This window comes from Bacillus sp. 17RED48, from assembly GCF_019837545.1.
Classification (GTDB): Bacteria; Bacillota; Bacilli; order Bacillales; family Bacillaceae_G; genus Bacillus_A; species Bacillus_A wiedmannii.
Genome location: NZ_JADAXG010000010.1, coordinates 34,434 through 55,121, shown reverse-complemented (window position 1 = coordinate 55,121; position 20,688 = coordinate 34,434). Strand labels below are relative to the sequence as shown.

Sequence of the window (20,688 nt, the reverse complement as noted above, 5' to 3'; positions counted from 1 at the left end):
GCTGACGTTTTTATTTATCCCGCTAGTTGTGGGCAATTGGTTCAACTTTAAAATGTTATGTTTGCTGTTTTTGATAAGAAATCTTCTGTCGGATAGTAGCTATTTTTTACAAGAACATTTGGTCCAAGGCATTTTACTGCAGGACAGTGACAGCTTAATGATTGTGCTGTTTTTGAAGCACTCCATTTGTCATACGCTTCTTGTAGTGTGTTTGTTTGTACGTTACCTAGAAGGGGAACGTCACCGAAATCAGTTACAATAATATTTCCATCGAAAATGTTGACGTTTAAACGAGAACGACCATCTGGATCGTTACGAACTGTTACATTTTTGCTTTCTTGTAATTTCTTAAATGTGGCAATGTCTCGCTCGTCATCGCTACAAGCGTAGAAAGGTAAAGTTCCAAATAACATCCATACATTTTCATCGCGAATTTCTAGTAAATGCTCAATTGCATCACGAATTTCAGCTTTTGTTAAAATCTCTAGATTGCTCGCAAAATCACTCGGATACATCGGGTGAACTTCATGACGTTTACAGCCCATCTCTTCGACAATTTGACGATGAATATGTTCAATATGTGGTAGAGTTCTTTTGTTTAACATTGTTTCAGCTGATACGAGTACACCTGCATCTGATAGAGCTTTACTATTTGTAATCATTCGTTCAAATAGTTTTGCACGTTGTTCATAAGTAGGTTTACGTTCCATCATTGCAAATCCACCTTCAACGAAGTCATCAATTGTTCCCCAGTTATGGGATATATGCAATACGTCTAGATAAGGAATAATTTGTTCGTAACGTGCTAAATCTATAGTTAAGTTTGAGTTGATTTGAGTGCGAACGCCTCGTTCATGGGCGTATTTTAAGAGTGGTGTTACATAGTTGTCGACGGATTTCTTTGAAAGCATTGGTTCTCCGCCAGTAATACTTAAAGAACGTAAATGAGGAATCTCATCTAATCTTTTTAATAAAAGCTCCATCGGAAGCGGATTTGGATCTTTCGGCTGTAATGTGTAACCAACAGCACAATGCTCGCAACGCATATTGCATAACGTTGTCGTTGTAAACTCAACGTTTGTTAATAGTAGTTTGCCGTACTCTTCAAGGTCCATATACGCTTCCCATGGATCGTAAGAAGGAGTAATCGGCTTCATTTTTTGTGATATCGTCATATGAAATACTCCTTTGACTATTGAAATAACAATTTGTCCATTCTCTATAATAGAAGAATATGTACTTTTTATAAAGTGAAACTTTTTTGTGAAAAAAGAGAGAGGGCTTACATTTGAATGAATGACTGTGATAAAATTGATGAAATTTCATGCCCATAGCAATCATTTTTGCGGTATAATAAAAGCAACTCGAATTAAAAGGAGAGTGCCTTCATGGGAAAAGCAATTGAAGATAAAGATTCACAACTAGTATATTTAAAAGAACGTTTAAATATGTTCATTGAAGTAATTGATACAATTGAACCTGAAGAAGTAGAGTTAGAGGATGTAGATCGTCTTCTTGCGATGTTAGATGAATTAGAATTAAAATGTGAGCAATTTAAAAAAGACGAATAATATATTAAAAAGGCTGCCAATGCAAAATTGGCAGCCTTTTTCTGTATGGATAATAGAAGGACGGTAGAAAAAAAGGTATAATCAAGTTGTGAAAAATTTCATTTATGCTTTAATAGCGTGAAACAAATAAAAAGCTGAAGAGCATAACAATGGAATTTTCAGCTCATAACGTTTTGGTAGCGTTCACAATTGAGGGGGAAGTAACAATGGAAAAGCTTCAAGAAAGCATGTATCAACTAATTGTTGAAACGTCAACGAACTTACCGAAAGATGTTCGTCGTGCGATTCAACAAGCGAAAGAACGAGAAAATTCAGGGACTCGTTCTGCGATGGCACTTGGCACAATTACGAATAATATTAAAATGGCTGATGATAACATCTCGCCAATTTGCCAAGATACAGGGATGCCAACGTTTAAAATTTATACACCAGTTGGTGTGAATCAATTAAAGTTGAAGGAAGCTATCTATAATGCGCTTGAGCGGGCGACAAAAGATGGTAAACTTCGTCCCAATTCTGTTGATTCTCTTTTTGGAGACAATAGTGGAAATAATTTAGGACCAGGTACACCGGTTATTAAGTTTGAACAATGGGAAAAAGATTATATTGATGCACGCTTAATTCTAAAGGGTGGTGGCTGTGAGAATAAAAATATACAGTATAGCTTACCGTGTGAATTAGAAGGACTTGGACGCGCTGGTCGTGATTTAGAAGGAATTCGTAAATGCCTTCTTCATGCTGTATATCAAGCGCAAGGTCAAGGTTGTAGTGCAGGTGTAATTGGTGTTGGTATCGGGGGAGACCGCACATCAGGTTACGAATTAGCAAAAAATCAATTATTCCGTACATTAGATGATGTCAATCCAGTACCAGAGTTACAAAAACTTGAAGAGTACGTATTAGAAAATGCGAATAAGCTTGGCATTGGTACGATGGGATTTGGCGGAGAAACGACTTTACTTGGTTGTAAAATTGGCGTGTATAATCGTCTGCCCGCTAGTTTCTACGTATCTGTTGCGTATAATTGCTGGGCATATCGCCGCCTTGGCGTAACAATCGATCCTGAAACAGGTGAAATTATGGACTGGCTATATCAAGAAGGTGAGGATACACTTCAGCAAGAAGCGCAAGAAAAAACAGAGCAACGTGAGATTGTATTACAAGCACCAATTACAGAAGAGCAAATTCGAGAACTTCGCGTTGGTGATGTTGTAACAATTAATGGCATGATGTATACAGGTCGTGACGCAATCCATAAGCATTTAATGGATAACGATTGTCCAGTAGATTTAAAAGGACAAGTTATTTATCACTGTGGTCCAGTTGTCGTGAAAGATGAAAATGAAAACTGGCAAATTAAAGCGGCAGGTCCAACGACAAGTATTCGTGAAGAACCGTACCAAGGCGATATTATGAAGAAATTCGGTATTCGTGCTGTCATTGGAAAAGGTGGTATGGGTGCGAAAACATTAGCGGCTTTAGAAGAGCATGGTGGTGTATATTTAAATGCAATTGGCGGTGCAGCGCAATATTATGCTGAATGTATTAAAGAAGTGAAAGATGTTGATTTCTTACAATTTGGTATTCCAGAGGCAATGTGGCATTTACGTATCGAAGGATTTAAAGCGGTTGTAACGATGGATTCTCATGGTAATAGCTTACATGCAGATGTTGATAAAACATCACTTGAAAAATTAGCTAGCTTTAAAGAGCCAGTATTTAAGTAAACAAAAATGCATCTCGAATCATTCGAGATGCATTTTTTTGGTATATATAGAAAAACATGTTCAGCATGAAAGAATGCACGGCAACAGAAACTACAAGTACGATTATATATGGAAAGGAGACTATTTATGAAATATAAATGGTTATATATCGGTCTCATTTTTTCAATTATGATGGCACTTGTTCCAGTTTCAACATTAGCTTATACAAATACTCCACATAACTGGGGAATCCCGCGTCCTAAAAATGAAACAGTACCAGATGCAGGGAAGCTATATACAGAATTACTACAAAAAAATGGTGGGTTTTATTTAGGGGATACAAAGAAAAAAGATATTTATTTAACATTCGATAATGGGTACGAGAATGGATACACAGGGAAAATCTTAGACGTATTAAAAGAGAAAAAAGTACCGGCAACTTTCTTTGTAACGGGTCATTATATAAAAACACAAAAAGATTTGTTATTAAGAATGAAGGATGAAGGACATATTATTGGAAACCATTCGTGGAGTCATCCTGATTTTACAACGGTAAATGATGCGAAACTTCGTGAAGAATTAACGAGTGTAACGGAAGAGATTAAAAAAGTAACGGGGCAAAAAGAAGTAAAATATGTACGTCCGCCGCGCGGCGTATTTAGTGAAAGAACATTGGCTCTTACGAAAGAAATGGGCTATTATAATGTATTTTGGTCACTTGCATTTTTGGATTGGAAAGTGGACGAGCAAAGAGGATGGCAATATGCACATAATAATGTAATGACGATGATTCATCCAGGATCTGTTTTATTACTTCATGCAATATCAAAAGATAATGCAGAAGCACTTGCGAAAATCATTGATGATTTGCGCGAGAAAGGGTATCATTTTAAAAGTCTAGATGACTTAGTAAAAAGCAATCAACCGTAAGCATGTATGCTTGCGGTTTTCTCATGCTATAATGATGTGTAAAAAGGATGGGGAAACGTATGTGGAGCGAACATGTTACGTTAGAGTATCCGTATCATTTTGAAGAAGTATTAAAACGTTTATCTTTTGATCCTCTTAACGTCATTCAATTAGATGAGAAAGTCATTTATGTCCCGCTTTGTATAGACGAGGAACAGATTGTTGTTCGCTTGCAAGGGATTGGTACTGTTCAAAATCCACAGTTTTGGATCTCTAGTCAGGCAGGAGATCCGGAGAAAGTCATGAAACGAATGAGGGCCATTTTTCATTGGAATGAACCGTTTCAAGATATACAAAATCATTTTTTAAACACATCATTACGTCCACTATTTGAAACATATGCTTATACTCCAATTATTTTAGAGTTTGATTATTTTGCTTGTCTTCTTCGCTGTATCATTCATCAACAAATAAATTTGAAATTTGCTACTGTGTTAACAGAACAGTTTGTGAAACGGTATGGAACAGAGAAGAACGGTGTATTCTTTTTCCCCACTCCAGAAATATTAGCAAATATTTCAATAGAAGAATTGAGAGAGCAGAAGTTTAGTCAGCGAAAGGCTGAATATATAGTAGGGTTAGGTCGAAGTATTGTCAGCGGTACATTAAATTTAGCGAGTATAGAAACCAGGGCGGATGAAGAGGTTTCCGCACAATTGTTACCAATTAGGGGGATTGGTACATGGACAGTGCAAAATTTTTTAATGTTTGGGCTTGGACGGAAAAATATGTTTCCGAAAGCGGACATTGGGATTCAGCGTGCAGTGCAAGGTGTATTTCAATTAGATGATAAACCTGATGATGCATTTTTAGAAAAAGTGAAACAAGAGTGTGAACCATACTGCAGTTATGCAGCGTTATATTTATGGAAAAGTATAGAGTAGAGGTGTAATAATGATACAAAAGCAACATGAGAGTAAGTTGGAAGTTGGTCAAACGTTTCCTGTGACAATTAAACGTCTTGGGATTAACGGAGAAGGCGTTGGTTATTTTAAGAGACAAGTTGTTTTCATTCCAGGGGCATTACCAGGAGAAGAAGTTGTTGCTGAAACAACGAAAATTCAGCGTGGCTTCGCTGAAGCGAAAGTGAAAAAAGTTCGTAAAGCTTCACCACATCGTGTGAAAGCACCATGTCCGGTATATGAAGAGTGTGGCGGTTGTCAGCTGCAACATTTAGATTATAAAGAACAATTAAATCAAAAGCGTGATATCGTTGTACAAGCATTCGAGAAGTATATGAACAACAGTTTGGAAGAAAAAATTCGTCCAACGCTTGGTATGGAAAACCCATGGCATTATCGTAATAAGAGTCAATTACAAGTGGGACGTAAAGACGAAAAGGTTATTACAGGGCTGTATAAGCAAAACTCACATCAGTTAATTGATATTGCTCACTGTATGATTCAACATAAAGCAACGAATGAAGCGACAAAAGTTGTAAGACGTATATTAGAAAAATTAAATGTTTCTATTTACAATGAGAAAAAACAAAAAGGTTTAGTACGCACAATTGTGACACGTACTGCAGTTCAAACAGGGGAAGTACAAGTTACACTTATTACAACAAAAGAAGAATTACCAAATAAAGATCAATTTATCGCAGAAGTACAAAAACAGATGCCAGCTGTTAAATCAATTATGCAAAACGTAAACTGGCGTAAAACATCTGTTATTTTCGGTGATAAAACATTTAAATTAGCTGGAAAAGAAGTAATTCAAGAAACACTAGGTGATTTATCATTTGAATTATCAGCACGTGCATTCTTCCAGTTAAACCCAGAACAAACAGTTGTTTTATACGATGAAGCGAAAAAAGCAGCTGCTTTAACAGGCGATGAGAAAATTGTAGATGCGTATTGTGGTGTTGGTACAATCGGTCTTTGGCTTGCAAATGATGCAGCGGAAGTACGTGGTATGGATGTAATTCCAGAAGCGATTGAAGATGCAAGAAAAAATGCGAAGCGTCACGGATTTACAAATACGAAATATGAAGCAGGTAAAGCTGAACAATGGTTACCGAAATGGGTAAAAGAAGGATGGCGTCCAGATGTAATTGTTGTCGATCCACCTCGTACAGGTTGCGATGATAAATTACTGGAAACAATTTTAAAAGTGAAACCAAAACAAGTTGTTTACGTATCTTGTAATCCTTCTTCATTAGCACGTGATGTACAAGCATTAATGAAGAGTTATGAAGTGGAATATGTACAACCAGTTGATATGTTCCCACATACAGCTCATGTAGAAAATGTAGTGAAGCTTGTTAGAAAGTAAAGTGTATTCATATTCCCTCACGATATGAGGGAATATTTTCTATGAAGGAGAGTAAAATGAATAATTATAAATTAACGATTCAGTACGATGGTGCACGTTTTAAAGGATGGCAACGTCTCGGTAATAACGATAATACAATTCAAGGAAAAATCGAGAGTGTCATATCTGAAATGATCGGAAAAGAAATTGAAATTATCGGTTGCAGTAGAACAGATGCGGGTGTACATGCTTTGAATCAAGTTGCTAACTTTCAAAGTGATGAGAAGTTAGTGGAACATAAAGTGAAAAAATATTTAAATCAATATTTACCCAACGATATTAGCATTACGAGTGTAGAAGAAGTACAAGATCGCTTCCATGCTCGTTACAATTCTAAAGCAAAAACATATCTTTATAAAATTTGGAATGAAGAGCATACAAATCCATTTATGCGTAAATACAGCATGCATGTGAATAAAAAATTAAATATGAAAAGCATGAAAGAAGCTGCGAAACATTTAGTTGGTTCACATGATTTTACTGCTTTTTCAAATGCGAAATCAAAGAAAAAGTCTATGGTTCGAGAAGTATATACACTTGAAGTGATGGAAGAAGCAGGATTTGTACAAATTAGAGTAAGTGGTAACGGATTCCTTCATAACATGGTAAGAAAAATTGTTGGAGCATTAATTGAAGTTGGATTAGGACAATTAGATGCGGACACAATCCCAAATATTTTAGAGGAAAAACAACGTAATCAAATTAATTGTCTTGCTGAGGCAAGTGGTTTGTATTTGGAGAATGTTGAGTTTTAATAAACAGTAAAAAAATCGAGCTGTGTAAGCTCGATTTTTTTATTGTTTTGGCATTAAGAAGATTTTTCTTTCTTCATACGTATCTTCAAATTCCAAAAAGCAGCAAGCATAATAGCTGCAAAGGAGCCGCTAATTGTTGCTAATAGTTTTGCATAAGGATAAGCATTCATATCAACTAGTAACATCATACATACAATGGTAGGGAAGAAGGCTAAGTATTGTAATAACTTTAATTTGTTATCATTACTCATATATATCGTTCCTTTCTAGTATGTTATATGTTTATTGTAGCATATTTTTCCAATTTATATTTGCGCTTGGAAGCAGATTTATCCTGCATTAACAGGCAATAAAAGTCCAATTGGTGAGGGTAGACAAAACCTCCACAGATTAAAGCTTCACTTCATTTCATATGTGTAAATGCAATTTTTTAATTCGATATTGTAAGTTTTGCCTACTTAATCCTAAAAACTTTGCAGCCTGTGAGATATTACCGTGATACTCTGTCAGAATTTGATTGATGTAGTTCTTCTCCATTGCCTCTATTGTGTGCTTTAACGTTTTAGGTGCATCAGCATCGTTATTAGTTAGGGAAGGTTGCATATTGAATTCTTTTTTTATTTGTTCACGAAAGCGAGTGGGAAGATGAAAAGCTGTAATGATATTTTCATCTTCAACTAAATTCATTGAACCTTCAATGATATGTTCCAATTCTCGTACGTTTCCAGGCCAATCATATGCATACAAGAATTCTCTTACATGTACATCTAGATCCGTTACGCCAAGTCCAAATTGAATGTTGTACTTTTCGATAAAGTGCTGCACAAGATCAGGAATATCTTCTTTTCGTTCACGTAAAGGCGGGAGACATAAAGTAACGACGCTTAATCGGTAATATAAGTCTTTCCGTAATCGATTGTGTGTAATAGCTTCAAGAGGATCTTCATTAATAGTTGCTATAATACGAACATCAATTTCTTTTTCTTGTGTGCCTCCGATTCTTCGTATTGTTTTTTCTTGTATAGCTCGTAGTAACTTCGCTTGAAGTGCTGGACTTAATGAGTTGATCTCATCTAATAACAAAGTTCCTCCATTTGCTTCTTCAAATAAACCAGCTTTATCGATAGCTCCTGTAAATGCACCTCGGTTCGTACCAAATAATAAGCTTTCCATGAGTGTATCAGGTATAGCGGCACAGTTTTGTGAAATAAATGGTTTTGTTGAACGTTGACTTTCATTATGGATACTTTGTGCAAATAGTTCTTTACCGGTCCCTGTTTCTCCTACGAGAAGTATGGATGAGGATGTACGAATTACTCTCTTTGCTTCTGTAATGACAGATTGAAGAGCATTAGAATCACCGATTATGTGATCAAAGGTAAATTTATTATTTTGTTTTCGAGAAAGGTTCGTTTTCATCGTTTGTTTGAAATGGCTAATCTCTGTTGAAATTTCAATAGCGCCTTTAATTTTTCCGTTTTCTATTATAGGGAAAGTATTGTTAATCGTTGTAATTTCTTGCCCTTTATTGTTAAAATACGTTTGTTTTATATTTTTGTTTGTTTTTCCTAATTTTAATGCCTCTATAAGAGTACTATTTTTATTTTCTTCAAATGCGAATACTTCTATAGGACTTTTATATAGCACATCTGAGCGTTCCATTGATTCAATTTCCATCATTTTGCGGTTATAGATAATCGTTTTACTTTCCTCATTAATAATATGAATCCCGATATCGAGCTCATTAAGTAAAGTTTCATATAGCATATTCATTTCAATGATCTGTTTAAAATTAATTTCTTCTGTACGCATAGATTATCTTCTCCTCATTTCACCCTATGAAGACTGACTTTTTATAATTTTATTAAAATTCTTATAAAATCGCAAAATTTTTTTGCTATTTTCTCTTTAAAATTTCTCAAATGATAGAAAAATTTTGCGGTTATGAAGATTTTTTTTTGAGAAACCTTCATTTTAAATAGGAATTGGAGATTGGTACGCATTTTGCATAAATAATAGTTGAAATCTCTAAAGGAGGGATATGCAACGTTTCAGTACCAATTAATAAGAAGGAGGAGTTTATAAAGTGAAGATGGTTATAGAAGGCGTGTATAGTCCTTGTTATGGGAAAGTAGAGAAGTTATTTGTTACGGAAAGTTCTTACGTATACGAGTGGGAGAAATTAGCGTTAATTGAAACAATAGATAAACAGAAAGTAGAAATTAAAGTAGGGATCAGTGGATATATCGAATCATTAGAAGTAGTAGAAGGACAAGCTATCGCTGATAAAAAGTTATTAATAACAGTGAGGGATGATCTTTTAATAACAGGTAGTGATTGATACTATGTATTTTGCTCTTTTCAATAATTATTCTTATTATGAATATTTTTAAAAACGCTTACATGAAATGGGTTTCCAAAGGGAAAAGGGGGGATTTATATGATGGATCAAAACCAAGGGTTAAAACGGGAATTGAAAAGCAGGCACATATTTATGATTGCACTTGGAGGAGTTATTGGTACCGGTCTTTTTTTAGGATCTGGGTATACAATTCATGAAGCTGGGCCTGGAGGAGCGATTGTAGCGTATCTTGTTGGAGGATTTGTTATGTATTTAACGATGCTCTGTCTTGGAGAGTTAGCTGTTGCGATGCCTGACGCAGGATCTTATCAAACGTATGCTACAAAGCACATTTCCCCTGCAGCGGGTTATGTAGTCGGCTGGATGTCGTGGCTAAACTGGTCTGCTACGATAGGTATTGAACTGATTGCAGTTAGTATTTTAATGAAACGATGGTTTCCTGATGTACCGTCATGGATTTGGTGTGTAGTGTTTGCGGTGCTTCTTTTTGCTATCAATGCGTTATCTTCAAGAAGTTTTGCAGAAGTTGAATTTTGGTTTGCAAGTATTAAAGTAATTACAATCATTGCATTTATTATTTTAGGCGGGGCAGCAATGTTTGGTTTTCTAGATATGAAAGGAAACGAACCTGCACCGATGTTCTCTAGCTTTACTGATTATGGTGGGTTGTTTCCAAATGGATTATCAGCCATTTTAATTACGATGATTGCAGTTAATTTTTCCTTCCAAGGAACGGAACTAGTTGGTATTGCAGCTGGAGAGAGTGAAAATCCAGAGAAAACGATCCCGAAGGCAATTAATAATACAGTTTGGCGTATACTTGTGTTCTTTGTATTATCTATTTTCATTCTTGCAGGCTTATTCCCTTGGCAGCAAGCAGGAGTGATAGAAAGTCCATTCGTAGTTGTATTTGATAAAATTGGCATTCCTTATGCAGCCGATATTATAAATTTCGTTATTATTACAGCGGTTCTATCCGTTGCGAATTCAGGATTATATGCAACTTCTCGTATGCTATGGTCTATGTCTAACCAAGGCATGATTAGTCCAATTTTCGGTAAGTTATCTAAAAATGGTGTTCCTATTTATGCATTGATTGTAAGTACAATTGTAGGTTGCCTTTCATTACTATCAGGTATTTATGCGGAAGATACAGTTTATTTATGGCTACTTTCTATTGCTGGGTTTGGGGCGATATTAGTTTGGGCATCTATTGCTCTATCTAACTTATTGGCTAGAAGGTCATACATTAAGCAGGGCGGGGATGTGAAGGACTTGAAATTTAAAACACCGCTGTATCCATTTGTACCACTGCTTGCGTTAGTATTAAATGTAACAGTAATTGTTGGTATGGCTTTTATTCCAGAACAAAGAATGGCATTATATTGTGGTATTCCATTTATGATTGTTTGTTTACTGTTTTACCGTGCGACAAGAAATCAGGCACGTAAGGTAGAACATATTGAAAAAACAAATAAAACAGAGGCAGAAAGTTTATAAATATATTAGAAACTTATGCTAAAAAAAGAGACTGTAAAATTGTAAACAGTCTCTTTTTTTGTGACAATAAAGCTGGAAACATACTATGTATGCAAAGGGGAATTAGCGATGAATCAAGAAGTTTCACAGCTATTAGAACAGATTGATTTACGAAAAGATGAGTTACTAGAGCTTACAAAAACTTTAATTCGCTTTGAAACACCAGCACCGCCGGCGAGGAATACAAATGAGGTGCAAGAATTTGTTGCAGATTTTCTAAGAAAACGAAATTTTAGTGTTGATAAATGGGATGTATATCCGAATGACCCGAACGTTGTTGGGGTGAGAAAAGGGATAGAAAGTGACACACATAAAAGTCTTATTATTAATGGACATGTGGATGTAGCTGAAGTGTCAGCAGATGAGGCGTGGGATACAAATCCGTTTGAACCATTTATAAAAGATGGTTGGTTAGTTGGACGTGGTGCGGCAGATATGAAAGGGGGACTGGCTGGAGCGCTATTTGCTATTCAGCTTTTACAAGAAGCTGGTATTGAATTACCTGGAGATTTAATCTTTCAATCCGTAATTGGGGAAGAAGTGGGAGAGGCAGGTACACTTCAATGCTGCAAAAGAGGTTATGATGCTGATTTTGCAGTCGTAGTGGATACAAGTGATTTACATATGCAAGGACAGGGCGGCGTAATTACTGGATGGATTACTGTGAAAAGCCCCCAGACGTTTCATGATGCAACACGCAGGCAAATGATTCATGCTGGAGGACGTTTATTCGGAGCGAGTGCAATTGAAAAAATGATGAAAATTGTGCAAAGTTTACAAGAATTAGAGCGTCATTGGGCAGTCATGAAAACATATGAAGGCTATCCATCTGGAACAACAACAATTAATCCAGCTGTTATTGAAGGCGGACGTCATGCAGCGTTTATTGCAGATGAGTGCCGGTTATGGATAACGGTGCACTTCTATCCGAATGAAACATATGAACAAATAATAAAAGAAATTGAAGAGTATATTGAGAAAGTAGCGGCTGCCGATCCATGGTTAAGTGAAAATCCACCACAATTTAAGTGGGGCGGAGAATCAATGATTGTGGATCGTGGCGAAATTTTCCCTTCTTTAGAAGTAGATTGTGAACATGCAGCAGTAAAAACGCTTAGCTCAGTGCACGAATCAATTCTATCTAAAAATGCAATTTTAGATATGTCTGCAACGGTAACGGATGGTGGTTGGTTTAGTGAATTTCATATTCCAGCTGTTATTTACGGACCAGGTACATTAGAAGAAGCTCATTCAATAAATGAGAAAGTTGAAGTAGAACAGTTAATTGAATTTACAAAAGTAATAACAGCATTTATATATGAATGGTGTCATACAAAAAAATAGATTAGTGTGTTGAAATCGTACAGGTATGTATACTTGTACGATTTTTTAGTGAACTATTTCAGAGTTGAACAGAAACAACTGAAATAGTTCTTTATTTTTCTATGTCTTTCGTTTTAGTTCGATTAATTTCTCTTTCGCTAATTCAACAGCAATTGCATCATCTAAATAGCCAATTGGAAAGAGATAGTCGGGAATAATATCTGTCGATAAAATGAAATACAGTAATGCGCCTCCAAGAACTGCACGTTCTTCTTTTGAGATAGTTTCATTGCAAAATTGTTGATACATATCGGTTAATTGTTCAATAAAAGGACCAGCGCTATCAATTTGTTCTAATTTACTGGCGAAACTTTCATGAATACGTTTTTCGCCTTCTGTTGTCTGAGCATAGCGTTCATAGTTTTCAAGTTCTTGTTTTACGCGAGTTGTTGTATAGTCGAAATCGAATAAGTTAGAGGATTGCAGCGTTTGCTGAATTGTATCAAGAGACGTGTACATATCCGTCTTCTCTTTATTAATGTGAGGAGAATCAGGATACATTTCATCAAATAACAATTGGGGTGGAACTTGCAAACATTCTGCAAATTTTTGTAGATGTTTTTGTTTTGGCGGTTGTTTACCATTCATAATTCTTGAGATTGTTGCGGGATCAATATTTGTATGCATTCCTAATTGGCGCATGGATAAGGCACGTTCTTTTAAAAGTTTTTTTATTAATGTACTAAGCCGCTCATTTGGATTTTCTCTAGGCATAGTGAAGGCACTCCTTTTTTATTGTTGAAAAAATGTTGAGCATTTATTACATGTATATGAAACAGACAGGCACAGTTGCTCAACATTTTCATAAGATGCATGGAAAAGTGAGAAAAAGGGGTGGCTGTTTATGAGTACGGCAGGTCTATTTTCAATTTTTTTAATCGGGATTGCTTCTAATTTAGATAATGCAGGTGTTGGGATTGCATATGGCATTCGTAAAATTCGAATTTCGTGGCTTAACAATTTTATCATCGCATTTTTGGGGTTTTTATTTACTTTGTTAGCTGGATTTTTTGGGAACTGGATAGCGTTACTTATTTCAGAGTTTACTGCAAACCTGATTGGAGCAATCGTTTTAGGAATAATCGGGATGTTTATTTTGTGTCAGCCTTTCTTGGGGCAAAGAAATACTGTAGGTTCTAACGATGGTAATGTACTTATGGGAATTTTACGTGATCCAGAAAAAGCAGATTTTGATGGTTCTAAAACAATTAGTTTTTCAGAAGCAATTGTTTTAGGGATTGCATTGTCTATTAATAATATTGCAGGTGGATTTGATGCTGGGGTAACAAACTTGAATCTGTGGCTTACAGCAACTATTTCTGGGGTGTTTAGTTTTATTTGTATTAGTGGTTTTGCGTATGTAGGAAAAAGATTTTTAGCAGCATACTTAGGGAAATGGGCTACTGTTATTGCGGGCATGCTATTAGTTTTTATTGGGATAGATCAGTTATTGTAACATACAATGTTCGAGCATTTCCTCGGAAATATTCGAATGAATTGCATATATCGACACCGGATGCGCAATTACCGAAACGTTACTGTTTTTATAAATATTAAAGCACCTACATAGGTGCTTTTTTAACGTATATCTTCAATTAATTGTTCCGATTCTTCATGCATACTGTACTCACTTAACACTTGAATGCAAAGCCACTTTAATTCTTCAATAGTATGTTCAAGTTCTTCAGGAAGCACATGATGAATGTCTTCAAGTCCCATTCCGAAGTGGATGAGTTCAAGTACTTGATCATCGATGTTTCGATCCATTAGTAGTTCAAGCACTTCTAAATTGAATATGTATCGGTGAGCTTCATCGAGTGAAACAACTTTTAACTTCAAGCTTTCTACAATACTCAATATAAAAAGGAGAATTGTTTTTTCAAGAACAGGCTGTTTTTCCATTTGAAATATTAGTTTCATCTTTCACACCTCCACATATAGCGCTAGGTTGTACTATATTATTCAGGAGGGGGGAGCAAATATGCATGATATAGAGAAACTTTCAGTACGGTTTTTGTAAGGATATGGATAGCTGATAAAATTGAGGGTTTTATGAAATAAAAAAATCCTGCTAGTATAGCAGGATAACTCTGAATTAAAAAATGCTCCAACCTTCTTGAGCAGAAAGAAGTTCAAGAATTTTAAAACCGGCGATACTATTTCCGTTTGCATCTAAAGCTGGTCCGAAAATACCAATTCCCATTTCTCCTTTTACGCAGCCGAAAATACCACCAGCTACACCACTTTTGGCTGGAATACCAACACGAATCGCAAATTCACCAGACTCGTTATACATACCGCATGTAACCATAAATGTTTTACAGATTTTTGTAATATGTTTAGGGATAATTTGTTTTTTCTTATATGGATCATAGCCATCCATCGCAAAAATTAAGCCGATACGCGCTAAATCGATACAGTTTACTTCAACTGCACATTGACGAGTGTATAAATCCATAAGTTCTTCGATGTCACAATCGATAATTCCGTTTTGTTTCATATAGTAACAAAGTGAACGGTTTAAGTAAGCTGTCTCTAATTCTGAATTGGCAACTTTAGAAGAATAATTAATAGTAGGATTATCTGTTATTTCACGTACAAAATGAAGGATGCGCTCCATTTTTTCTTCATTATCGTTTCCGGTTAACATACTTGTAATAGCTAGTGCCCCTGCATTAATCATTGGATTAAGTGGCTTAGAAGGACTTGTCGTTTCTAACTTAATAATAGAATTAAATGGGTCACCAGTTGGTTCCATTCCAACTTTAGAAAATACATATTCTTCACCACGATCTAAAAGGGCAAGTGCAAGTGTAATTACTTTTGAAATACTTTGAAGAGTAAATAGTGTTTGTGAGTTGCCAGCATGGATGTATTCTGTTTCTTTATGGAAAATGGCAATCCCTAAATCAGCCGGATTTGCATTTCCTAGTTCGGGGATATAAGTAGCAAGCTTTCCTTTTTTCGTATATGGTTTTACTTGTTCTAACAACTGTTGTAAGTTGTTTGTTTCAATGCACTGCATAGTACCAACGCTCCTATTTCGAATTAACTACGTTTACTTTTCCCGATATGCTCGGAAATAAATAATAACATGAAAAGGTGGAATGATAAAACGAAAGTTATATGTACTATAGTAGGTATTTCGTTTCGAGTATTCTATATTAAAAAAGGATAATTTTCCTTTTATATAACAGTTTGGAAATAGGAGATTTATCCATAAAAAATTCGAAAATAAAAACTACACATCTATACAACTATATGTTATTATGGTTATGTAAATAGAAAGCGTTTTCTAAGGCGTACTTATAATGATAACGATTTCATAAATTTGATAGGGGGAATTAAAATGTTGCAGTTTTTACAACGTATTGGTAAAGCGTTAATGCTTCCAATCGCCGTACTACCAGCAGCAGGATTATTGCTTCGTTTAGGGCAACCGGATGTATTTGATATTCCTGTTATGGCACAGGCCGGCGCAGCGGTTTTTGATAATTTAGCACTTATTTTTGCAATTGGTATTGCAATCGGTCTTTCAGTTGATGGTAGTGGTGCAGCAGGTCTTGCAGGTGCAATTGGTTATCTGGTTATGAAAAACAGTATTGATGCACTTAGTAAGGGATATTCTACTGTAGAATTACAAGATAAATTAGGTAAAGTTCAAGATTTAATAGGCAATAGCGCAAATGTAGATCCATCTAAGCTGGCAGATACAATGACACAAGTATCTAAGGCCGCCGAATTATCGACTAAAGTGGATATGAAAGTTTTAGGTGGTATTATTGTCGGCGTTATAGCAGGATTCCTTTATAATAAATTCCATAAGATTAAACTTCCAGAATGGTTAGGTTTCTTTGCTGGAAAACGTTTCGTTCCGATTGTTACATCGGTTGTGATGCTAATATTAGGAATTCTATTCGCTCAAATTTGGCCAGCAATTCAAAATGCTATCGATGCATTAGCTCATGGAATTGTTAATTTAGGTGCAGTTGGTTCAGGTCTATTTGGTTTATTAAACCGTCTATTAATTCCAATTGGTTTACACCACGTGATGAACACATACTTCTGGTTCGTATTTGGTGACTTTACAAATGCAGCAGGTAATGTTGTAAATGGTGATATTGCTCGCTTCCTTGCAGGGGATAAAACAGCAGGTATGTTTATGACTGGTTTCTTCCCAGTTATGATGTTCGGTTTACCAGCAGCATGTTTCGCAATGATTGCAGCTGCTAAACCAGAAAAACGTAAAATGGTTACAGGTATGTTAGGTGGTCTAGCATTAACTTCATTCTTAACTGGTATTACAGAACCAATTGAATTCTCATTCATGTTCTTATCACCAGTATTATATGGTATTCATGCCGTGTTAACAGGTATTTCTTTATTCGTAACAACATCACTTGGCATTCACGATGGTTTCACATTTAGTGCCGGTGCAATTGATTACTTCTTAAACTTCGGTATTGCAACAAAACCAGTATTGCTAGCGGGAATCGGTTTAATTTACGCAGTAATTTACTTTGTAGTATTCTACTTCTTAATTAAGAAATTCGACCTAAAAACTCCTGGTCGTGAAGATGACGATGAGTTAGCTGAAGAGGATGATGCGCCAGTTGCAGGTTCAATTGGTGAAACTTACGTAGCAGCTTTAGGTGGAAAAGAAAACTTAACAGTTATTGATAACTGTGCAACACGTCTACGCTTACAAGTGAAAGATGCTGGTCAAGTAAACGAAGCAGCATTAAAACGTGCTGGTGCAAAAGGTGTTATGAAATTAAGTAACACGAGTGTCCAAGTTATCGTAGGTACAAATGTTGAATCCGTTGCCGATGATATGAAAAAACACGTATAAATAATGAGATAAGAGGATATCCCAAAAGATTGATAACATCAATTTTTTTAGAGGATATCCTCTTTTTTTGTTAACAATTTAACGGGAATCTTACTTTTGTAAATTTTCTTTTTCTTTTTCATACATATAGGTTGGTAATATGTGTAGTGCGTGATAAAGTAGGGATGACGTCGAATGGAATGTCAAAAATCTATGAAAAAGATCCGGAATGAATCTTGTGTAGTGGAATTAAATTATCGGTAAATAAGGGGAAAAAAGCAATCATGGATCAGGAAAAAAATAATGCGAATGGGAAAGCACGTCGGCCGATTGTATACATAAAAAGAACAATCATTCTCGTCTTACTATTTTCAGTTGTATATTTCATGTATACAAAAATTGTTGCGCATAATAAGAAAGAAGAAACTTTAAAAGCAGCAGAAATGAAGAAACAAGAAGAGCTAAAAAAGAAAGAAGAAAAGAAGAAGCAAGAAGCACAAAAACAAAAAGAGCAGGAAGAACAAGTAAAGCAAGTACAAGCTGTGGAAAAGCCTGCTGAGGGACCACCTCAAGAAATTAATGAAAACGCTCAATTAGATCAATATTTACAAAACGCAGGATTTAGCGGGACGGCTGTTATTGTGAAGAACGGAAAAGTTCTTTTAAATAAGGGATACGGTATGGCGAACAAAGAGAAACAAGTACCGAATAATTCAGAGACAACTTTTTATATTGGTTCTATTTCAAAGGCATTTGTAGCGACTGCTATTATGCAATTAAAGGATCAAAATAAATTAAACGTAGAGGATACGGTTGCAAAGTATATTCCAGATTTCCCTCAAGGTAATGGTATTCAGTTAAAACATTTACTAACACATACATCAGGAATCCCAGAGTATGAGCAGGGAACAGAGGATATTTCTCATGAAGAATTGATAAAACGAATAGGAAAGCAAAAGCGTGTTGGGGGTCCAGGAGAGAAATGGAAATATTCCGATTCGAACTATTCGATACTTGCCTACATCGCTGAGAAGGTAAGTGGACAACCGTTAGAAGAATATATTAAACAACATATTTTTGCTACTGCGGGTATGAAACATTCTGGTTTCGGTAAAGCGTTAGAGCAAACAAGGTTTCCATCGACAGGTTATAAAATAGTAAATAACAATATGACAACACCTAATATTCCAAGTATGTCACAACTATATGGTTGTGGTGATATATATACAAGTGCACATGATTTATATTTATTTAATGAAGCACTCTTCTCTGGGAAGTTAATTTCAAAAGAGAGCTATGATCAAATGTTTACAGGCGGAAAAAAAGATTACGGATTTGGTTGGTACGTAGACCCAGGTAGTTATTCAAATCACGGTGTAATGCCAGGATGGAATTGCTTAAATGGATTTAGTAAAAACGGAAGTGTGTATGTCGTTTTATTATCTAACATTCAAAACAACATTAAATCGTTTGGTAAAGTGAATAACGACATTTATACGATGTTGCGAAATATTGAAGTGTAAGAGGCTATCCTATTGGATGGTCTTTTTTTATTGAGGAAGTGTAGGGGGCAATGAGATAATGAAATAAAGTGAAACTTTAATCAGTGGGGGTCTTACTGCCAGTTAATGCGGGATAAATGGAAAAGGGGGAGGGACATGAGTATACATAAGCATCACGCACGTAATGCAAAACGCATATTTTTTGTATCTGTCATTGTATGGATTATCGTCGCAATTGTATTAGTGATGGAATATAAAAAAGGGAGGCTGTTCACTTCGGAGAAAGAAAATCTGAAATTAATAAGTGTTGTACTACCAGCATTTGGATTATTAATATATAGTTTTATGGAAAAACGAAGGTCAAAAATGCTTAAACAGGAAAATTATAATATAGAGACTTCTGAATTATTTGAGCAAAAAAAATTTGTTGTTCGCAAAGAGGTAGGTGTATTTCAAGTAATAACGTACTTTGGATTAGATGGCAGTGCATTAGGATTTTTAAAAGAAGAGTATGATTTGGTTATCCAACGTGTATGGCAAGCTGTACTTTCGTTTCTTTTTAAGGGACTACATAAGCAACAATTTTATTTGTATAATCACTCGGGAGAAAAATTATTGCGTGTTCAAAAGGAGAAGGGATTACGCAATTTCTATACTTTTTCTAATGTAGATGGAAAGAAAATTGGAGAGTTGAAACAAGTACTAAGTTTAACAAAGTGGGAATGAATCTTTTTAGGGATGGATGGTAAAGAATTTGGTAAAGTGACTGGGGACCTTTCAGCAACAATGCAGAAAATAGATTGGCGAGATGGAACGCATATTGATGTAAAAGAAGATGGTATTCCTTTAGAAGCTGTTAAGTATTTCTCGGTAAGTGGTGGTTCACTTGTTACAGCTTCTATAAGTGAGCAGGCAGAATTACCACGAGCGGTTTATTATAGTGTAGCTGCTATTGTTATAATTAAAATTAAAATATACAAAAAGATAGATGGAATACCATCTATCTTTTTTATGTGACTAGAAAAGATTGTTTCTTTGAAAATGTATGCCTTACCTATCACAAAAAAAGCCTGCTCTGTATACATTAAGATGTATGGATGTAATTTTTAAACTTTAAAAAATAATAGGAGGAGAAGTATATGTGTCTGTTCAAAAAATATTGGCATAAATTATCTCGATTATTTAATAGACAATTAGGCTATTTTTTAGATGACAAATTATTACCTGCTGTGGAACGAATTTTATTTTCGCAAAACTTTGCAAGGTTTATTCAAAGAAATTCAAAGAAAGCTACGGAAGAATTTATTGAATCAAGTCAATTTCAATCTATTATTTGTAACATATTAAAAGAATGTAATACATCACCGTTTAAAGAAATTGCAAAGCAATATTTAGGTAAAAACGTCGAAATTACTGTGACGGTTGGACAGCTAACAGGTGTGATTGTAGCAGTTGGTGATGATTTCTTAACACTGCAAGAAGGAATCGGAACTGAAGTTTTAGTACCATTTACAAGTATTATATCAATTAAAGAAGCGTAAGAAAGGAGATTTATATATGTTATTTACTGATGAATTGCGTAACCATGTTGGTGAGTTAGTGCAAGTTGTGACAGCTGTTGAAATTGTTGCAGGTATTCTGTTATCTGTGACAGACGGGGTAGTAAGTGTTCGTACTTCTCCTTCTTATGGACCACCGGAAGATGTAGTTGTACGTATTCCTATTATTTCTTATGTTCGCTTGGAAGGGTAAGCGTG

General features: G+C 35.4%; 21 protein-coding genes and 1 pseudogene. 16 read left to right on the top strand and 6 right to left on the bottom strand.

Going from position 1 to position 20,688, the window contains the following annotated elements; all coding sequences use genetic code 11:
- Positions 1 to 47 precede the first annotated feature (47 nt).
- Positions 48 to 1,175, bottom strand: a complete 1,128-nt coding sequence (yfkAB, locus tag ILT06_RS27355) for a radical SAM/CxCxxxxC motif protein YfkAB (RefSeq protein WP_000156029.1) — start codon at positions 1,173 to 1,175, stop codon at positions 48 to 50.
- Positions 1,176 to 1,388: 213 nt separating this feature from the next.
- On the opposite strand from yfkAB, the gene ILT06_RS27350 reads away from it, so the two are divergent.
- The 6 genes from ILT06_RS27350 (at position 1,389) to truA (ending at position 7,314) form a co-directional block, all read left to right on the top strand.
- Complete coding sequence (locus ILT06_RS27350) at positions 1,389 to 1,571, top strand: SE1561 family protein (protein ID WP_000513547.1); 183 nt, start codon at positions 1,389 to 1,391, stop codon at positions 1,569 to 1,571.
- A 206-nt stretch (positions 1,572 to 1,777) separates the two neighbouring features.
- Entirely contained in the window at positions 1,778 to 3,298 is a 1,521-nt protein-coding gene (fumA, locus tag ILT06_RS27345) for a class I fumarate hydratase (RefSeq protein WP_088046941.1), read from the top strand.
- Between the two features lie 126 nt (positions 3,299 to 3,424).
- Positions 3,425 to 4,207 (top strand): delta-lactam-biosynthetic de-N-acetylase, encoded by a 783-nt coding sequence (gene pdaA / locus ILT06_RS27340; protein WP_064477249.1) that lies wholly within the window; start codon positions 3,425 to 3,427, stop codon positions 4,205 to 4,207.
- 59 nt (positions 4,208 to 4,266) lie between these two features.
- The gene (locus ILT06_RS27335) at positions 4,267 to 5,130 is read left to right on the top strand and encodes a DNA-3-methyladenine glycosylase family protein (protein WP_149173994.1); all 864 of its coding nucleotides are present in this window, start codon (positions 4,267 to 4,269) and stop codon (positions 5,128 to 5,130) included.
- A 10-nt stretch (positions 5,131 to 5,140) separates the two neighbouring features.
- Positions 5,141 to 6,520, top strand: coding sequence for a 23S rRNA (uracil(1939)-C(5))-methyltransferase RlmD (gene rlmD, locus ILT06_RS27330; RefSeq protein ID WP_000615214.1), 1,380 nt, complete (start codon positions 5,141 to 5,143; stop codon positions 6,518 to 6,520).
- Between the two features lie 56 nt (positions 6,521 to 6,576).
- A complete protein-coding gene (gene truA / locus ILT06_RS27325) occupies positions 6,577 to 7,314 on the top strand; it encodes a tRNA pseudouridine(38-40) synthase TruA (RefSeq protein WP_149173993.1) in 738 nt (245 codons plus the stop codon).
- A gap of 53 nt (positions 7,315 to 7,367) precedes the next feature.
- Here truA and ILT06_RS27320 read toward each other — a convergent pair whose 3' ends face one another.
- Both ILT06_RS27320 and ILT06_RS27315 read right to left on the bottom strand, forming a co-directional pair.
- A complete protein-coding gene (locus ILT06_RS27320) occupies positions 7,368 to 7,565 on the bottom strand; it encodes a hypothetical protein (protein WP_000063919.1) in 198 nt (65 codons plus the stop codon).
- Positions 7,566 to 7,722: 157 nt separating this feature from the next.
- Positions 7,723 to 9,126 carry a sigma-54 interaction domain-containing protein gene (locus tag ILT06_RS27315; RefSeq protein WP_064477252.1) on the bottom strand — a complete coding sequence of 468 codons (1,404 nt, stop codon included), beginning with the start codon at positions 9,124 to 9,126 and terminating at the stop codon, positions 7,723 to 7,725.
- Between the two features lie 274 nt (positions 9,127 to 9,400).
- Here ILT06_RS27315 and ILT06_RS27310 point away from each other — a divergent pair, with 274 nt between their 5' ends.
- From ILT06_RS27310 to ILT06_RS27300, 3 genes are all read left to right on the top strand, one after another.
- Positions 9,401 to 9,655: a biotin/lipoyl-containing protein gene (locus ILT06_RS27310; protein ID WP_000784766.1), complete on the top strand. Its 255-nt coding sequence runs from the start codon at positions 9,401 to 9,403 to the stop codon at positions 9,653 to 9,655.
- Positions 9,656 to 9,754: 99 nt separating this feature from the next.
- Positions 9,755 to 11,176: an amino acid permease gene (locus tag ILT06_RS27305; protein ID WP_149173991.1), complete on the top strand. Its 1,422-nt coding sequence runs from the start codon at positions 9,755 to 9,757 to the stop codon at positions 11,174 to 11,176.
- Between the two features lie 108 nt (positions 11,177 to 11,284).
- On the top strand, positions 11,285 to 12,559 hold the full coding sequence (locus ILT06_RS27300) for an acetylornithine deacetylase (RefSeq protein ID WP_149173990.1): 1,275 nt from the start codon (positions 11,285 to 11,287) through the stop codon (positions 12,557 to 12,559).
- Between the two features lie 99 nt (positions 12,560 to 12,658).
- On the opposite strand, the gene ILT06_RS27295 is transcribed toward ILT06_RS27300, so the two are convergent.
- Entirely contained in the window at positions 12,659 to 13,312 is a 654-nt protein-coding gene (locus tag ILT06_RS27295) for a DUF1232 domain-containing protein (RefSeq protein ID WP_001136878.1), read from the bottom strand.
- Positions 13,313 to 13,442: 130 nt separating this feature from the next.
- Between ILT06_RS27295 and ILT06_RS27290 the strand changes: the two genes are divergently transcribed.
- On the top strand, positions 13,443 to 14,054 hold the full coding sequence (locus ILT06_RS27290; protein ID WP_149173989.1) for a manganese efflux pump: 612 nt from the start codon (positions 13,443 to 13,445) through the stop codon (positions 14,052 to 14,054).
- Positions 14,055 to 14,176: 122 nt separating this feature from the next.
- Here ILT06_RS27290 and ILT06_RS27285 read toward each other — a convergent pair whose 3' ends face one another.
- A complete protein-coding gene (locus tag ILT06_RS27285; protein ID WP_000766602.1) occupies positions 14,177 to 14,518 on the bottom strand; it encodes a DUF3969 family protein in 342 nt (113 codons plus the stop codon).
- Positions 14,519 to 14,693: 175 nt separating this feature from the next.
- Complete coding sequence (glsA, locus tag ILT06_RS27280) at positions 14,694 to 15,623, bottom strand: glutaminase A (RefSeq protein ID WP_001149843.1); 930 nt, start codon at positions 15,621 to 15,623, stop codon at positions 14,694 to 14,696.
- Positions 15,624 to 15,692: 69 nt separating this feature from the next.
- On the opposite strand from glsA, the gene ILT06_RS32950 reads away from it, so the two are divergent.
- The 6 genes and pseudogenes from ILT06_RS32950 (at position 15,693) to ILT06_RS27250 (ending at position 20,683) form a co-directional block, all read left to right on the top strand.
- Complete coding sequence (locus tag ILT06_RS32950; RefSeq protein ID WP_081257449.1) at positions 15,693 to 15,776, top strand: transcriptional regulator; 84 nt, start codon at positions 15,693 to 15,695, stop codon at positions 15,774 to 15,776.
- 171 nt (positions 15,777 to 15,947) lie between these two features.
- Positions 15,948 to 17,450: an N-acetylglucosamine-specific PTS transporter subunit IIBC gene (gene nagE, locus ILT06_RS27275; RefSeq protein WP_064477256.1), complete on the top strand. Its 1,503-nt coding sequence runs from the start codon at positions 15,948 to 15,950 to the stop codon at positions 17,448 to 17,450.
- 263 nt (positions 17,451 to 17,713) lie between these two features.
- Complete coding sequence (locus ILT06_RS27270) at positions 17,714 to 18,952, top strand: serine hydrolase domain-containing protein (RefSeq protein WP_088046945.1); 1,239 nt, start codon at positions 17,714 to 17,716, stop codon at positions 18,950 to 18,952.
- A 135-nt stretch (positions 18,953 to 19,087) separates the two neighbouring features.
- Positions 19,088 to 19,948: pseudogene (locus ILT06_RS27265) on the top strand (sugar ABC transporter ATP-binding protein).
- A gap of 122 nt (positions 19,949 to 20,070) precedes the next feature.
- The gene (locus ILT06_RS27255; RefSeq protein ID WP_098102473.1) at positions 20,071 to 20,472 is read left to right on the top strand and encodes an LSm family protein; all 402 of its coding nucleotides are present in this window, start codon (positions 20,071 to 20,073) and stop codon (positions 20,470 to 20,472) included.
- 16 nt (positions 20,473 to 20,488) lie between these two features.
- Positions 20,489 to 20,683 carry an LSm family protein gene (locus ILT06_RS27250; RefSeq protein WP_064477260.1) on the top strand — a complete coding sequence of 65 codons (195 nt, stop codon included), beginning with the start codon at positions 20,489 to 20,491 and terminating at the stop codon, positions 20,681 to 20,683.
- Positions 20,684 to 20,688: the final 5 nt, after the last annotated feature.

Bases quoted from the DNA above. Each gene is read 5' to 3' on its own strand.
- ILT06_RS27335 (WP_149173994.1), top strand. From the start codon at position 4,267: ATGTGGAGCGAACATGTTACGTTAGAGTATCCGTATCATTTTGAAGAA.
- fumA (WP_088046941.1), top strand. From the start codon at position 1,778: ATGGAAAAGCTTCAAGAAAGCATGTATCAACTAATTGTTGAAACGTCA.
- glsA (WP_001149843.1), bottom strand. From the start codon at position 15,623: ATGCAGTGCATTGAAACAAACAACTTACAACAGTTGTTAGAACAAGTA.
- truA (WP_149173993.1), top strand. From the start codon at position 6,577: ATGAATAATTATAAATTAACGATTCAGTACGATGGTGCACGTTTTAAA.
- ILT06_RS27285 (WP_000766602.1), bottom strand. From the start codon at position 14,518: ATGAAACTAATATTTCAAATGGAAAAACAGCCTGTTCTTGAAAAAACA.
- ILT06_RS32950 (WP_081257449.1), top strand. From the start codon at position 15,693: ATGAAAAGGTGGAATGATAAAACGAAAGTTATATGTACTATAGTAGGT.
- ILT06_RS27300 (WP_149173990.1), top strand. From the start codon at position 11,285: ATGAATCAAGAAGTTTCACAGCTATTAGAACAGATTGATTTACGAAAA.
- ILT06_RS27320 (WP_000063919.1), bottom strand. From the start codon at position 7,565: ATGAGTAATGATAACAAATTAAAGTTATTACAATACTTAGCCTTCTTC.
- ILT06_RS27315 (WP_064477252.1), bottom strand. From the start codon at position 9,126: ATGCGTACAGAAGAAATTAATTTTAAACAGATCATTGAAATGAATATG.
- nagE (WP_064477256.1), top strand. From the start codon at position 15,948: ATGTTGCAGTTTTTACAACGTATTGGTAAAGCGTTAATGCTTCCAATC.
- yfkAB (WP_000156029.1), bottom strand. From the start codon at position 1,175: ATGACGATATCACAAAAAATGAAGCCGATTACTCCTTCTTACGATCCA.
- ILT06_RS27290 (WP_149173989.1), top strand. From the start codon at position 13,443: ATGAGTACGGCAGGTCTATTTTCAATTTTTTTAATCGGGATTGCTTCT.
- ILT06_RS27270 (WP_088046945.1), top strand. From the start codon at position 17,714: ATGGATCAGGAAAAAAATAATGCGAATGGGAAAGCACGTCGGCCGATT.
- rlmD (WP_000615214.1), top strand. From the start codon at position 5,141: ATGATACAAAAGCAACATGAGAGTAAGTTGGAAGTTGGTCAAACGTTT.
- ILT06_RS27295 (WP_001136878.1), bottom strand. From the start codon at position 13,312: ATGCCTAGAGAAAATCCAAATGAGCGGCTTAGTACATTAATAAAAAAA.
- ILT06_RS27350 (WP_000513547.1), top strand. From the start codon at position 1,389: ATGGGAAAAGCAATTGAAGATAAAGATTCACAACTAGTATATTTAAAA.
- pdaA (WP_064477249.1), top strand. From the start codon at position 3,425: ATGAAATATAAATGGTTATATATCGGTCTCATTTTTTCAATTATGATG.
- ILT06_RS27305 (WP_149173991.1), top strand. From the start codon at position 9,755: ATGATGGATCAAAACCAAGGGTTAAAACGGGAATTGAAAAGCAGGCAC.
- ILT06_RS27250 (WP_064477260.1), top strand. From the start codon at position 20,489: ATGTTATTTACTGATGAATTGCGTAACCATGTTGGTGAGTTAGTGCAA.
- ILT06_RS27255 (WP_098102473.1), top strand. From the start codon at position 20,071: ATGTGTCTGTTCAAAAAATATTGGCATAAATTATCTCGATTATTTAAT.